The sequence below is a fragment of the Treponema succinifaciens DSM 2489 genome (assembly GCF_000195275.1).
In the GTDB taxonomy this organism is placed as follows: domain Bacteria; phylum Spirochaetota; class Spirochaetia; order Treponematales; family Treponemataceae; genus Treponema_D; species Treponema_D succinifaciens.
Genome location: NC_015385.1, coordinates 1,345,016 through 1,359,371, shown reverse-complemented (window position 1 = coordinate 1,359,371; position 14,356 = coordinate 1,345,016). Strand labels below are relative to the sequence as shown.

Genomic DNA, 14,356 nt, shown 5'->3' with positions numbered 1-14,356 from the left:
TATGACATTTTCAGAAAAATGTGTAAATAAACCAGTAACAACAGTGTTGATCTTTTTTATAATGGTCGCGCTGGGAATTTTCTGTATATTCGATATGCCGGTAGATATGTATCCAGACATGGACTTACCGTATATGCTTGTTTATACAGCTTATGACGATGCAGGTCCGGAAGAAGTAGAGCAGAGCCTTACAAGAACGATGGAAAGCTCTCTTTCCGGACTTAGCGGACTTAAAAAAATGCAGTCGCAGTCTCAGTCTGGCGCAAGCATTATCTCTCTTGAGTTTGACTACGGAACAAACCTCGATACAGCGGCTATAGAAATCCGCGACAAGATTGATATTGTACGAAGCTATCTGCCTGATGACGCAGATTCTCCAATCACACTTAAACTTGACCCTTCAATGATGCCTATTATGAACATTGTAGTTCAGGGCGACTTGACCCCGGAAGAGCTCAGAACAATCGCCGAGGACACAATCCAGCCGCGTCTTGAGCAGCTTGACGGTGTTGCCTCTGCAAATGTTATCGGAGGACGCGAGGAATCTATAAACGTTGATATTCCTAGAGACCGACTTGAAGCCTACGGACTTTCAATTTCCACAATCGCACAGATGATTGGCGCGCAGAACGTTCAAAGCTCAGGCGGAACAATCACTTCTGGCGATAAAAACTATACTATTAAAACGAGCGGAAAATATAAAAGCATAGAAGACCTCAAGAACACGGTAATCACTTACAAGCCTGATTCCCTGGACAGTTCAAGACTTGTTACAGTAAAGCTCCGCGATATTGCTGATGTTTATGACGGCTACAAAGACGAAAGCACTCTTGCTCACTTGGACGGAAAGCCTTGTGTAATGCTTATGATTCAAAAGCAGAGCGGAAAGAATTCCGTTACAGCCGCAAAGAACGTAAGAAAAGCTATTATAAAACTCAAGGCGGATCTTCCTGCTGGAGTTGAGCTTGTTGAAACTTCAAACACAGTAGACATTATTGAGCAGACAATCAATGAAGTTGTTTCTTCTGTTGTTCAGGGCGCGCTTCTTGCCGTTGCAGTTTTGTTCATATTCCTGCGCTCTCTAAAAAGTACATTCATCATCGGACTTTCAATTCCGATTTCGGTATTTGTAACACTCATGCTCATGTACTTTAAAGGCATGACAATAAACATGATTTCCATGGCGGGACTTCTCCTTGGAATCGGTATGCTTGTAGACAACTCAATCGTTGTTCTTGAAAACATCTACGCTTACCGCCAAAGAGACGCCAAGCCAAAAGTAGCGGCAATCCTCGGAAGCCAGGAAATGGTAACTTCCATAACCGCTTCAACTTTGACATCTGTATGTGTTTTCCTTCCGATGATTCTCTTTAGAAAAAAACTTGGAATCATGGGACAGATGTTCGACAGCCTTGCTTACACAATTATTTTCTCATTGATGTGCTCGCTGATTGTTGCGATTGCCCTTGTTCCAGTTCTTTGCTCAAGCTATCTTAAAATCGACAAGATTGTTGATGAAAGGAAAAGCGGAATCGGCTACGGAATAAACCAGGCATTCAACAAATTCTTCCTGAACCTCGACAACGGATATGCAAAAGGAGTCCGCTTTGTTCTTCACCACAGAAAGACATTTATCATAGTTCTTGTATGTTGCTTTGTTCTTTCTATAATAAGCGTAAAATTCGTAGGCTTTATCTTTATGCCGGAATCCGCCTCAAACACAGTCGGAATTGAAGTCGAGCTTCCGATGGGAACAACTCTTGAAGTTACAGAAGACACTTTAAGAACTCTTGAGGAAATCGGAAAGAAAGAGCTTGTAGGCGTAAAATACACATCTGTAACAGTCGGCGGAACAAGTGTTATTTCCGCAAGTTCCGAAACAAACACAGGCGCAATCACTTGGACTTTGTACGAAGCCAAAGAACGCGAAAAAGGCTGGGACAACGAAAAGTCTGCAAAAGACAAGCTTAGAAAATACTTCAACACAATTCCGGGCGCAACACTTTCATTTTCATCAAATTCAAACAGCGCGTCTTCTGGAGAAATGAGCATTGACATCCGTAGCAACGACCTTGACCTTGTCCGCAACACAGCTGCCCAAGTTGAAAAAATCCTCAAGGAGCAGGCGGCTGAATTTGTAACAGAAGTTTCAAGCGATGTTGAAGACGGACTTCCTCAGGCAGAAATCGTAGTTGACCGCGACAGAATGTACGAACTTGGCTTGAACATTTACAACGTAGGCTCTGAAATCAATGCCGCAATCAACGGAAAAACCGCCAGCCGCTACACAAAACTTGGAGACGACATTGATGTTATTGTGCGCCTTGCAGAAAAAGACAAGAAAAAGCTCGCTGATATTGACCAGGTTTCTGTAGTGAATTCAAAGGGACAAAGAATTCCACTTTCAAGCTTTGCTCATTATGAGGAAAACCTTTCGCCTGTTACAATCCTTCGTGAAGACCAGTCCAGAATTGTCCATGTTAAGGCAAAGCCTGTTTCTGGAGTTTCCCTTGACGTTGTTCAGACAGGGCTTTTAAAGATTATAAACGACAACATTCCAAAAGACGATGCCGTAACAATCTCCATAAGCGGAGACTACGAGGACATGATGGAAGCGGTTGTGAACTTCGGCGCGATTATTATTCTTGCCGCGGCATTGGTTTTCATTGTCATGGCAAGCCAGTTCGAATCATTGATTGACCCGTTCATTGTTATCCTTACAATTCCGTTCTCGTTCATCGGAGTTATGATGACTTACGCAATGGTCAACCAGCGTCTTAGCGTTGTTACAATCATGGGTATGCTCGTTCTGGTCGGAACAATCGTTAACAACGGTATTGTTCTTGTTGACTACACGAACCTTTTGAGAAAGCGTGGCTACGACCTTGAGGAAGCTTGTGTTGAAGCCGCAAGAAACAGACTTCGTCCAATCTTGATGAGTACGCTTACAACAGTTATTTCTCTTGCTCCAATGGCGTTCTTCCCGGGCGAAGGCTCAACTTCAATGCAGCCTATTTCTCTTACAACATTCGGCGGAATGACATTCGGTTCGGTAATGACACTGTTCCTTATGCCTTCTATTTACTACATCATAAACTCAAGAAGAATGAAGAAAGCCGCAAAAAAGGCTGCCAAGAAAGAAGCTCTTCAGCAAAAGAAGCTTGAAGCCCTTGAAACAAACAACGCTTAGTTTTTGGTTGGAGGAAAATTATGGCTGATGAATACGAAAAAAATATCCAGCGTGTGCGTGTTGAAATAATCTGTTCCCAGGCATTGGAAGAAGACTTTGCCGAGGAATTTGAAAAAAGCAAAGTAGGCAAGCACTATACAAAAATTTCCCCTGTAATGGGAGCAGGCTACAGCAATCCGCACTTGGGAGACGCAGTCTGGCCGCAGCTCAACACAATGTACATAATATACTGCAGCGAGGAAGAAGCTGAAAAAATCAAGCAGATTGTGGTTAAGCTTAGAAAACTCTTTATTACAGAAGGAATCGGTTGCTTTATAGGAAGCGGAACTGAAATCTAAAAATTAAATCCTGCTGGTTTTTACTGGCAGGATTTTTTTTACTTTAAAACTGATTGCAAATAAAAAATCTTAATGGTAAACTTTTTTTCTAAAATTTTCACTGGAGAGCAAAGATGGAAAATTACTGCATAATGGTGAGCGCGGAAAACTTGTTGTTGTTGAAGGCGCGCAGGAGAAATCAGCTATGACGACTTTCTGCATGGAAATGTGATGAAGTAAACATCATTTTTTTAGCAAAATAAAAGTAAAAGGCTTCGGCAATGATTAGTTACCGAAGCCTTTTTTGTTTCTTGTACTACGACACAAAAACTATTGTAAATTTGCAATTGATATTTACTTTATTAAAAATCTGTCGCTCTTTATAAATTTTTCCAGAGTTTCTTGCCATTCAGGAATTTTGATTTTCAGCAAGGTTTGAATTTTGTCTTTACTTAAAACTGAATATGCCGGACGTTTTGCGGCGCATGGATATTCATCAGTTGTGCAGGAATTTATAGTGCAGTCTTTTGTGATTCTGCCGTACTTTTTTCCAAACTCATATATTTTTTTTGTAAAGTCAAACCAAGTCGTTTCACCTAAATTTGTAAAATGATAAACTCCATAAGGCAAGGCTGATTTTTTTCCAAACAGGCTTTTTGCCTTTTCTGATGTGGACATAATTTTTAAAATTGCAGAAGCCAAGTCCACAGCGCAAGTCGGAGTTCCTTTCTGGTCGCACACAACGCTCACTTCATCTTTTGAATTCATCGCTTTTGTCATTGTATAGACAAAATTTTTTCCGTCGAATCCGTAGAGCCATGCAGTGCGCAAAATATAGTACTGGGTCATTTCTTTTTCTACAAAATCTTCGCCTGCTGCTTTTGTTCTTCCGTAAACTGAATCCGGACATTTCAGCATATCTTCTGTATATGGAAAATTTCCTGTTCCATCAAAAACGTAATCAGTTGAAATGTGAATCAGTTTTGCGCCAAGCTCGCGTGTAATCCTTGCAATGTTCTTAGGACCTTCAGCATTTAGTTTTTCGGCAAGCTCAGAATCTTCTTCAGCCTTGTCTACGGCAGTGTAGGCAGCGCAATTTATTACCCAGGTGATTTTTTCTGGAACAGTTCCGCGGGCAACAGAAATTCCAGTTCTTCCGGCGGCCGTTCCATGATTGTGCGCAAATTTTGAAAGCTCTGCAGGATTTGTTATGTCAACATCTTTGTCGCTTCCAATCCAGTCAATTTTATTTTCTGTAAGCTGCTTGGCAATTTCACTTCCAAGCATTCCTTTATAACCAATCAGCCAAACCATTTTTTTGCTCCAAAGTAGATAAAAACGCTTTTACTGTTTTTCCTTGAATTTTTTTACAACATTTCTAACGGAAGAACTCGCGCCTTTTTTCATAACAAGGATTTTACCATTTTTTACAACAACAATCAAATCCTGCACTCCGCAAAGAGCAACTGGCATATCAGAGTAAACAAAGTTTCCATCGCTTTCAACTGAAATAAATTCTTCTTCGCCTTGCTCAAAATATTTTTCAAATGAATCCCAGCTTCCAACATCGTCCCAGTTAAAAGAAGCCTTTACACAAACCGCATTCTGTGTCCGCTCGGCAACTGCATTGTCAACCGCAATCGATTTTACAGAACTGTAGGCTTCATTAAGCGGCTGCCAGTTTTCTATATATTTTATAGAATTTAAAAGTTCTGGTTTTGGAAATTCGGCAGTGTCGAAAACTTTAAAAGCTTCGTACATTTCGTTTTCGTACTTTTTAATTTCAGATTCAAAAAGCGAATTTGAAAATCCAAACATTCCGCTGTTCCAGGCATATTTTCCGCTCGCAAGATAAGCCTTCGCAGTTTCCAAGTCAGGCTTTTCCTTGAAACTTTCAATCTTTAAAACTGAATTTTCTGAGTCCAAAGGCTCGCCCATATTTATGTAGCCGAAGCCAGTTGAAGGTTCATAAGGTGGAATTGCAAAGCACACAAATTTTCCCTGATGTGCAAAATCCGCGGCTTTCTTGCAGTCAGAAACAAAATTCTCCAAAGGCGAAATAACTTGGTCGCTTGTCAAAACCAAAATCAAATGCTCTGATTTTTCCGCAAGCTCAAGAAATTTGCAGGCAAGCAAAAGTGGCGGGCAAGTGTGCCTTGAGCAAGGTTCTGCAATTACGTACAAGTCGTTTTCAATTTTCTTTTTTTGATGCCCGGAAAGTTTTTCTTTTAAAGCTTTAACTTGCTTTGTAAGTTCCGCGCAAATTTCAGGACGCGAAATAATTAGAATTTTTCCTGAAGGCTCAACCGCCAACGCTCTTATGACTGCATTCTGCAAAAAAGAAATTCCGTCTGCAAAAGCCATAAACTGCTTTGGAAATTCCGGAGTTGAAGCGGGCCAAAGTCTTTCACCGAATCCTCCGGCAAGAATCACAACATCAGTAAAATTTGAATTGCACATTTATTGCTCCTGTTGTTTCTGCTTATCCATTTTTGCAAAGAAATAGGCGCAGAAAGTTTTTATCCTGTTCATAAAAGATGTGTCAACGCGGTCTCTAAGAAAAAAAACGCTTGGAGCTTTTACCGCTCCGATTCCGTAAAGAATCCATTTATCTTCAGACTTGAAAATCACAATTATCGACTTCATGTTTTCTGGACTAACGCAATTGAATTTATCGTAGTAGCGCATTGTGGAAAGATTCGTTGACTCATAGTAATAATATCCATCGTTTTTTTCCGAAGTTATTTTCATCGGAACAAGTCCAAAAGGCTTCATTTCAAAATCGGCATTTACAATCTGAGTATTTCCATCTTTCTGCGCTGACTTTATTTCCGCGGAAGTATACAAGTCGTACCATTCTTCTGCTCTTTCTGAATAATAAGGAATTCCTGCATAAGACGGAATATCCATTACAAGCGAAGAAAAATTCTCAAGAAGATTTTCATTGCCTTCATAAGTATATTCTTTTATTACTTCCGCAAAATAAGCAGGCTTTAGATTGCTGACAGTTTCCACAACTTTTTTCAATCCCGGATTTTCGCCTTTCATGCACATTTTTTTGTATGAGCCTGTATTTTTTATTACAGTTTTTCCGCTGCTTAAAGATTCAATATCTTCAGCTGACAAATTTTTATTATAAGGCGATTCTGAAAAAACGCCGGCAAAAGCAACTGAAAATAAAGCAAGGGCAACAATATTCTTAAAAATAGTTTTCAATGTTTTCCTCTATAAAAATAAAGAATAATTATTATAGTAAATAAAAATCAAACTTGCAAGGTTACATAAAGAATTCTAAATACGCTAGATTGAAGAAAGTCTTTTTTTTGTATAAAATCGTTTCTATGAATATGGAAGCTTTTATTTTGGGCTGCGGAGGAATGATGCCGTTGCCATATCGACACCTTACATCAGTTTTGCTTCGGCGCGACGGGGACTTGTTTCTATTTGACGGCGGAGAAGGTACTCAGGTTTCTTTAAGGCGGCTTAATTTAAAATGGAAAAAAATCAATGCGATTTTTGTTTCGCATACGCACGCAGATCACGTTACTGGGCTTCCTGGAATTCTTATGCTTTCTTCGCAAGTTGACAGAACCGAGCCACTTTATATTTTTGGTCCGCCGAAAATCGCAGAATATATAGAAACAAGCCGCAAGGTTTTGGATATGTATATAAATTATCCGATTGTTGTAAAGGAAATAACAGAGCCGGGCGTAGTCTATGAAGGCGACGGATTTTATATAAGGTCGTTTCCGCTTGAGCATACAAAAACTTGTGTAGGGTATACACTGGAAGAACTTGACCGTCCAGGAGAATTCAATCCGGAAGAAGCAGAGAAATTAAAAATTCCAAAAGGACCTTTGTGGGGAAAACTTCAGCGCGGCGAAAGCGTTGTAAATGAAGACGGAATTGAAATAAAGCCAGAGCAAGTTGTTGGAAAAAATAGAAGCGGCCGAAAATTCAGTTTTGTAACAGACACAATGTATCTTCCGTCAATTGCAAAAGAAGTGAAGGGCAGCGACCTTTTAATCTGCGAGGGAATGTTTGCGGACGGATGCGAAGATCAGGCAAAAGAAAAAAAACACATGACTTCCCGGCAAGCAGCCACAATTGCAAGAGACGCCAATGTACTAAGAATGGGACTAATTCACTACAGTCCGCGTTACAACGACAAAGAGCTTAATGTTCTTTTAGAGCAGGCGCAGCAAGTTTATCCCGAAGCACGCCTTACAAAAGACAGGATGAGAATAGAGATTCCTTATGTCGAATGAAGTTGAACTGATTTCTTTCTGCAAAGACTACGGAAAATTTTCAGCCTGTAAAAATATAAATTTCTATGCGGAAAAAAATTCCATCACTGGAATTCTCGGACCCAATGGAGCAGGAAAAACTTCTGTTTTAAAAGCAATTTGCGGACTTCATTACCAGACTAGCGGAACTGTAAGAATTTGCGGAACAGAAGAAACAGATGAATTTAAAAAATTGACCGCTTTTGTTCCAGAAGTTCCGGAGCTTGACTCAAGTCTTACAGTAAAAGAAACTCTTTTTTTTGAAGCTGAAATTTCAGGGCAGAAAAAAAATGAAGCAGAACTAACTGTAGAAAAAGCAACGGAAATTTGCGGACTAGAAAAAGTTTTCAATAAAAAAGTTTCAGGACTTTCAAAAGGATTTAAACAAAGAACGAGCCTCGCAAAAGCAGTCTGCAGGCTTCCCAAAATTCTTGTCCTTGATGAATTTTCAGCAGGATTAGATCCGGCGCAAATTGCTTCGTTCAGAAAAAAGCTAAAAGTTCTTTCAAGCTCAATGACAATTATTTTTTCAACGCATCATATTGAAGAAGCTGTTTCTTTGTGCAATATAATTTATATAATTTCAAACGGAGAAGTCGCGGCTTGCGGAACTGAAAAAGAAATAGTAAAAAAATTTAACTGTAAAAACCTTGAAGAAGCGTTTATTCTTGCCACGGAAAAATCACAATGAAATCTATTTTAAAAAGATATTTTTTTAACTTTGCAATAAATCCGTTCACATACATTTTAGTTTCCGCATTTGGAATTTTCATAAGCCTTGGATTTTTTGTTGGGCAGCAGTTTTTTCTTGGAGCAGGCTCTACAGACTTGCACAGTTTTTTTTCAGCATTTCCGCCAGCCTGCATTTTATTTTTGCCCGGACTTATTTCGATTTCTTCAAATGTAAAAAAAGATTTTACTTTAAAATCCGTTTTTATATTTCTTCCTGAATTTCTTTCAGTTTTTCTTCTTTGCTGCTTTGCAATATTTCTTTCTGGCCTAGTTCCAGTTTGCGTTTCTTTTTTTGGCGATATTGAGATTTCTCAAGTTATTATTGGTTTCATAGGAATTTTATTTTACTTTGCCGCCGCGGTTTCTTTTGTAATTTTTATTTTCAGCATAATAAAATCCGCTGGAGCTTCTTTTGTAGTTTCCGCATTTTTTCTTGCAATCATAAATTCAGTTCACAACATTCCGCTTTATTTCAATCCGCCGGAATTTTTAAGCGCAATAATAAAATTCATTTCATTCGCCTGGAGATTTGATTCTTTTTCAAAAGGAATTTTCAGCATTTCTGATTTTCTTTTTTTTGCTTCATGCGCTGTATTTTTTTACGTGCTTGCATTTTTTATTAAGGAACACAAAAAAGGAAACAAGTCTGTTTATTTAAAAAAATTAAAACGCGCATTTTTATTTTCATTTTTACTTTTTACAATTGTAAATGAAAACTTAAATTTTAAAATTGATTTTACTTCATCAAAAAATTTCAGTGTAAGCAAATGCAGCAAAAAAGTTTTAAGTCAAGTTGAAGATCCAGTTTCAATTTCTTATTACTTAAGCCCAAAATTAAAAAGCCTTTATCCGCAAGTAAAAGATGTAACCGATTTTTTACAAAGCTATGCGGTAGAGTCAAAACAAGTTTCAGTTGAAATTATAAATCCCTCAAAAGAAAACATTGCAAAAAAACTTTCAGAAATAGGAATAAGAGGCTATCCGATTAGAACTTCTTCCGCGGATTCAGCAAGCATCACAAATGTTTATTCCGCCATAAAAATAGACTACCTTGGAAAAAGCGAAACAATCCCATTTGTGCTGAATATATCAAGGCTTGAATTTGATTTGACTAGAAAAATAAAATCACTTATTGAAGAAAAAGAAAATCCAGTTCAAGTTGTCTGCGCTTCATCTTTTGCAAACGGATACAGTCTTGCGTTTCAATATCTTGAGGCGGAAGGATTTTCAGTTATCCAGACATCGCTCCCCTCTGAAAAAAATTCAAGCGTTGATATTTCGTTTGATGAGCTTTCTGACATTCCGCTGATTATTTTCGGAAGCGACAAGTTTACAAAAACTGATTGTAAAATCCTTGAAAAATTTATTCTCAACGGCGGAAAAGTTTTTATTGCAAGCCAACCATATTCCATAGATTTCGAAGACAACTGGTTTGTAAAGCAAAATGAATCAAATCAGCTTTTTGAGCGGCTTATGTTTACTTTTGGAATTTATTTTAAACAGACTTTGACTTGCGACATTTCAAATCTAAGAATTACAATGACAAGCAATTCTGATGTCAATGGAAATAAAAAATCAGCACATACAGAATACATAAATTATCCGCTTTGGATTTCTTTAAGAGCACAGGAGAATGCGCTTTCTGGACTTTCCCTTTTTTGGCCTTGCGCTTTTGACATTGACAATGAAGTTGCAGAAATTGAAAGGTTAAAAACAACCCCGCTTCTTTTTACAAGCAATCGTTCATGGCAAATTCCAAGAACAGAAAATTTTATAACCAATCCTTTTGCAGTTCCAAAGTCAGCTGAATCAGAGGAAGAATATTCTACTTTTGCAGTCTGCGCTTCAACTACAAAAGAAAATGAAAAAAATCCATCTCTCATACTTTTTGCAGACCAGTATGCTTTTTCAGATTCGCTGCTTTCATATAATTCAAATTCAATTTTAGATGTTGATTCAAGAAGCCTTGATTTTTTATGCAATGGAATTTTTATGCTGAACGGAGAAGATGAACTTTTAAGCTTAAAAACAAAAACCACATTCAACACAACACTTTATAAAATCAGCAATGAAAATATCAGAAACGCCGCAATAAAAACACTTTTTACAACGTGCGTACTGCCAATATTTATAAACCTAACAATAGGTTTTGTTTTCTTTTTAAAGAGAAGGAGGTTCAACAAATGAAGCGCATTTCATCAAAAAAAGCTCTTCTTATATTTTATGGATTTGACATAATTCTTGTTCTAGTTCTTCTGCTGCTTTTTCTTCCGCTGTCAAAAAAAAATATTCCAGAAACTTCAAAAATGAAATTTATCAGCAATGCCAAAGAAATTTCTTCTGTTGAAATTTACAACGCACAAGAAAGAAAAAAAATTATAATATTCCAAAAAGACAATATATGGCTTGGAACAGATGACGACTCGAACATGACGTTAAACTGGCCGTGCGACATTCAGACAATAAAAAATTTTTTAGCAGAAGCCGAAAAGGAAAATATCCTATATAAAAAAGCTGAAAAAGTTTCGTCCTGGGCAAGACTTGGTGTAGATGAAAAAAATTCATGCCGCATAACTTTTTTTAAAAATGGAAGTGAAAAAGTTTCAGAATTTTTCTTTGGAATAGAAGATCCCATTTCTGAAAGAATTTCATTCAGGACTTCAAAAGAACAAACAGTCTGGGAAGCAAAAACTTCTGTTTCAAATTTTCTTTTTAAGAACGCTTCGTTTTGGGCTGATTCATACATAGAGCCTTTATGCGTAACTGACGAAAACAAAACTTCCGAAAAACTAAGAAGAGGGCAGTTAGTGTATCTTTCACCGTCAGAAAATATCAAGCCAGAAAAAGTTATTTCAAAAATATTCAGCAACACAAACAAAGCCATCTATTCAATTTACAAAAAAGATGATTCGTACATTGTCATACCTTCTTTTTCTTCACTGGAAAAAAATAAGGACGCAATAAAAGCAATAAACTACAGATATTCAATAAGCCAATGGACTTATGAAAAATTCCTAGAGGCAAACAAATGAATGAAAAAAAATCCGCTATCGGTGTTTTTGAAAACTTTGCAGAAGAATATTTAAATTTTGAGAAAACACCCAAGAAAAATATCTTTTGGCTCGACACGATGGAATTTCTTTGCAAACGACTTTCCAATCCGCAAGACTGCTGCCCGAGTTTTCATGTCGCGGGAAGCAAAGGCAAAGGCTCAATTTCTAAAATGATTGCCTGTATTCTGGAGGAAGCCGGATATTACACAGGCTTGTATTCATCACCGCATATTTTGAATTTCAACGAGAGAATAGGCACAGTCTCCGGTCCCTTTCCTGAAGAAGTTTATGAAAAATCAGTAAAGCAGCTTATAGACAGCATAACTTCTATCAAAACCGAAGAACTTCCCGGAAAACGACCTGTTACTTGGTTTGAGCTTGCAACATTGCTTGGAATGCTATGCTTTAAAAATGCCGGCCTAAAATATGCTGTTTATGAAGTCGGACTCGGAGGAAGGCTTGACGCAACAAATGTTATAACCCCACTTTGCAGCTGCATAAGCCAGATTGAACTTGAACACACTGAATATCTTGGAAACACAGAAGAACTTATCGCCGCAGAAAAAGGGGGAATTATAAAGCAAGAAATTCCTGTAATTGTTTCCGGGCAAAAAGAATCAGTAAAAAATGTTTTCAGAAAAATTGCAAAAGAAAAAAATGCTCCAATTATTTTTACTGATGAATACTGTAAAACATCTGAAATTGTATACAAAAATACACAGCAAAATTCAACAGATTATCAAGGTGTATACTTTTTTAGACAAAATTCAGTAAAAATGTGCTTTTCTTTAGATTCTGAAAAGTTTTCAAGACCTTTAAATGTTTCTCTTTTACTGCTAGGAGAATTTCAGGCAAGAAATGCGGCTGTGGCATCCCTTGCTGTAAAAACAGTTTTTCCAAATCTTGATGAAAGTATAATTGAAAAGGGTCTTGAAAAAACTGTTCTTCCCGGAAGATTTGAGCCAGTCGATTTGTCAACTTCGCGGTTTGAAAACATTTCAAACTTAATATTAGACGGCGCCCATACTGTAAAAAGCATTGGTTTTACAATGGATACATTCTGCAACCTTTTTTCAAATGCAAAAACTGATTCATACCTTCTTTTTGCTTGCGCGTCAGACAAAAAGGCAGAAGAAATAGCGGAATTATTCAAAGGAAAATTCAGCCATATAATTTTAACAGTGCCAGGAGGAACAAAAGAATCAGACTTTCCACGGCTAAAGGCAGCTTTTGAAAAATCCGGCATAGAATATACTGCTATTCCTGATTATTTAAAAGCTATTCCCTATATACTTTCTAAGGCTGCAGAAGAAAAGGCGACAGTTTTGGTTACAGGATCGTTCTATCTTGTTGCGGAAGTAAAAAAATACCTTTTGGCACAGAAAACAATTATTCAGTTTTCTCACTGAACAAAGACACGCGGAACACGTTTTGAGATTCCGCAGGTTATTTCGTATGAAATTGTACCCGTAAGATGCGCGATGTCATCGGCAGTCTGCAAAGCTCCGTCCGAACTGTCCCCAAACAAAACTGCTTTATCCCATCGTTTTGCAGTACAATCTGCGCCCAAATCTATCATGCACTGATCCATGCAAATGCGCCCGCAAATAGGATAGTTTTTTCCATTTACTGCAACTTTTACACCGCATTCAGAAAACCGCCTGAACCATCCATCTGCATAACCAATTGGAACAACGCCAACATTGGTATCAGATTTGGCTTCCCATCTGCATCCATATCCTGCAAACTTTCCTTTTTCAAACTTACGGATTGAAGAAACACAGCTTTCCAAAGTCATAACAGGCTTTAACTCTACATTTTTTCCTTTTGAAACTAAATATTCTTTTGAAACTTCATCAGCATAATAGCCGTAAACAATAATTCCTGGCCGAACCATGTCAAGATGCATATCCGGGGAATCAAGAGTTGTTGCAGAATTAGCGCAGTGGCAGATCCCGGGATTAATTCCAACTGATTTTATATTATTGATTGCCTCAAGAAAATTTTCAAACTGAAACTTTGTATACGATTTTCCTTTTTCTGAAACACAGTCACTAAGCGCAAAATGAGTCGCAGTTCCGCCCAAGACAAGATTTCCGCAGTTTTTTATTTTGAGAGCGATATTTCCAGCTTCGGAAGGAAGGCAGCCGATTCTGCCCATTCCAGTATCAACCGCAAGATGAACTTCAAATTTTTTTATTCCGAGTTTCTTACAAGCGGAAGAAAAAAGCTCTATGTATTCCTCATCAAAAACAAAAGGCGTAATTCCAGCGGAAACAACTTCTTCAACTTCATCAGGAGAACAAAGACTCAGCATAAGAATAGGAGAAGCAATGCCGGCATTTCTAAGCACAACGCCTTCTTCATAAGTCGCAACAGAAAGATAATCCGCACCAGCTTCAAGAGCAGCCCTCGCGCAAGGGACAGCTCCATGTCCGTAGGCATCGGCTTTTACAGCAACGCACATTTTTGTTTCAGGCTTTAAGCACTTTTTAATTTCTATAATATTATTTTTTAAATTGCCCAAATGAATCAAAGCTCTTGTAGCACGCATAATCAAAAAGTCTAGTCAAATCACAAATTTTGTCAAGAGAAAGAGGAATTAGAAATATTAATTCTAAAATAGGCACATTGAAAAATTTCATTTATTTTTAAATATTGTTGCAAGCAATAAAAATATCAAGGATAGAATCCATCCACTAATGCAATGCGCCGCAAGACAGACACTGCAAAGACAAATTATAGCAACTTCTCCTAAATGCCTTTAAATACTGCACT

General features: G+C 37.8%; 11 protein-coding genes. 7 read left to right on the top strand and 4 right to left on the bottom strand.

What is annotated here, in order from left to right; genetic code table 11:
* Window position 1: 1 nt before the first annotated feature.
* Window positions 2-3,190 carry an efflux RND transporter permease subunit gene (locus TRESU_RS06460; protein ID WP_013701461.1) on the top strand — a complete coding sequence of 1,063 codons (3,189 nt, stop codon included), beginning with the start codon at window positions 2-4 and terminating at the stop codon, window positions 3,188-3,190.
* 20 nt (window positions 3,191-3,210) lie between these two features.
* Window positions 3,211-3,528 carry a PG0541 family transporter-associated protein gene (locus TRESU_RS06455; RefSeq protein ID WP_013701460.1) on the top strand — a complete coding sequence of 106 codons (318 nt, stop codon included), beginning with the start codon at window positions 3,211-3,213 and terminating at the stop codon, window positions 3,526-3,528.
* Between the two features lie 333 nt (window positions 3,529-3,861).
* Here TRESU_RS06455 and rfbD read toward each other — a convergent pair whose 3' ends face one another.
* From rfbD to TRESU_RS06440, 3 genes are read right to left on the bottom strand one after another with little or no spacing between them, the layout of a single operon-like run.
* Window positions 3,862-4,821: a dTDP-4-dehydrorhamnose reductase gene (rfbD, locus tag TRESU_RS06450; RefSeq protein WP_013701459.1), complete on the bottom strand. Its 960-nt coding sequence runs from the start codon at window positions 4,819-4,821 to the stop codon at window positions 3,862-3,864.
* Between the two features lie 30 nt (window positions 4,822-4,851).
* Window positions 4,852-5,967 carry a mannose-1-phosphate guanylyltransferase gene (locus TRESU_RS06445; RefSeq protein WP_013701458.1) on the bottom strand — a complete coding sequence of 372 codons (1,116 nt, stop codon included), beginning with the start codon at window positions 5,965-5,967 and terminating at the stop codon, window positions 4,852-4,854.
* Complete coding sequence (locus tag TRESU_RS06440) at window positions 5,968-6,723, bottom strand: DUF6675 family protein (protein ID WP_013701457.1); 756 nt, start codon at window positions 6,721-6,723, stop codon at window positions 5,968-5,970.
* A 125-nt stretch (window positions 6,724-6,848) separates the two neighbouring features.
* Here TRESU_RS06440 and TRESU_RS06435 point away from each other — a divergent pair, with 125 nt between their 5' ends.
* The 5 genes from TRESU_RS06435 to TRESU_RS06415 are packed head-to-tail and all read left to right on the top strand — an operon-like array spanning window position 6,849 to window position 12,987.
* On the top strand, window positions 6,849-7,775 hold the full coding sequence (locus TRESU_RS06435) for a ribonuclease Z (RefSeq protein ID WP_013701456.1): 927 nt from the start codon (window positions 6,849-6,851) through the stop codon (window positions 7,773-7,775).
* Window positions 7,765-8,484, top strand: a complete 720-nt coding sequence (locus TRESU_RS06430) for an ABC transporter ATP-binding protein (protein WP_013701455.1) — start codon at window positions 7,765-7,767, stop codon at window positions 8,482-8,484. Before TRESU_RS06435 ends, TRESU_RS06430 begins: the two co-directional genes overlap by 11 nt.
* A complete protein-coding gene (locus TRESU_RS06425; protein WP_013701454.1) occupies window positions 8,481-10,712 on the top strand; it encodes a GldG family protein in 2,232 nt (743 codons plus the stop codon). Before TRESU_RS06430 ends, TRESU_RS06425 begins: the two co-directional genes overlap by 4 nt.
* Window positions 10,709-11,557 carry a hypothetical protein gene (locus tag TRESU_RS06420; protein WP_013701453.1) on the top strand — a complete coding sequence of 283 codons (849 nt, stop codon included), beginning with the start codon at window positions 10,709-10,711 and terminating at the stop codon, window positions 11,555-11,557. Before TRESU_RS06425 ends, TRESU_RS06420 begins: the two co-directional genes overlap by 4 nt.
* Window positions 11,554-12,987 (top strand): bifunctional folylpolyglutamate synthase/dihydrofolate synthase, encoded by a 1,434-nt coding sequence (locus TRESU_RS06415; protein ID WP_013701452.1) that lies wholly within the window; start codon window positions 11,554-11,556, stop codon window positions 12,985-12,987. Before TRESU_RS06420 ends, TRESU_RS06415 begins: the two co-directional genes overlap by 4 nt.
* Here TRESU_RS06415 and alr read toward each other — a convergent pair.
* Window positions 12,981-14,132: an alanine racemase gene (alr, locus tag TRESU_RS06410; protein WP_013701451.1), complete on the bottom strand. Its 1,152-nt coding sequence runs from the start codon at window positions 14,130-14,132 to the stop codon at window positions 12,981-12,983. The genes TRESU_RS06415 and alr overlap by 7 nt on opposite strands.
* Window positions 14,133-14,356: the final 224 nt, after the last annotated feature.

What these genes read in the sequence shown, in the direction of transcription:
- TRESU_RS06460 (WP_013701461.1), top strand. Translation starts at nt 2, where the DNA reads ATGACATTTTCAGAAAAATGTGTAAATAAACCAGTAACAACAGTGTTG.
- TRESU_RS06455 (WP_013701460.1), top strand. Translation starts at nt 3,211, where the DNA reads ATGGCTGATGAATACGAAAAAAATATCCAGCGTGTGCGTGTTGAAATA.
- rfbD (WP_013701459.1), bottom strand. Translation starts at nt 4,821, where the DNA reads ATGGTTTGGCTGATTGGTTATAAAGGAATGCTTGGAAGTGAAATTGCC.
- TRESU_RS06445 (WP_013701458.1), bottom strand. Translation starts at nt 5,967, where the DNA reads ATGTGCAATTCAAATTTTACTGATGTTGTGATTCTTGCCGGAGGATTC.
- TRESU_RS06435 (WP_013701456.1), top strand. Translation starts at nt 6,849, where the DNA reads ATGAATATGGAAGCTTTTATTTTGGGCTGCGGAGGAATGATGCCGTTG.
- TRESU_RS06430 (WP_013701455.1), top strand. Translation starts at nt 7,765, where the DNA reads ATGTCGAATGAAGTTGAACTGATTTCTTTCTGCAAAGACTACGGAAAA.
- TRESU_RS06425 (WP_013701454.1), top strand. Translation starts at nt 8,481, where the DNA reads ATGAAATCTATTTTAAAAAGATATTTTTTTAACTTTGCAATAAATCCG.
- TRESU_RS06420 (WP_013701453.1), top strand. Translation starts at nt 10,709, where the DNA reads ATGAAGCGCATTTCATCAAAAAAAGCTCTTCTTATATTTTATGGATTT.
- TRESU_RS06415 (WP_013701452.1), top strand. Translation starts at nt 11,554, where the DNA reads ATGAATGAAAAAAAATCCGCTATCGGTGTTTTTGAAAACTTTGCAGAA.
- alr (WP_013701451.1), bottom strand. Translation starts at nt 14,132, where the DNA reads ATGCGTGCTACAAGAGCTTTGATTCATTTGGGCAATTTAAAAAATAAT.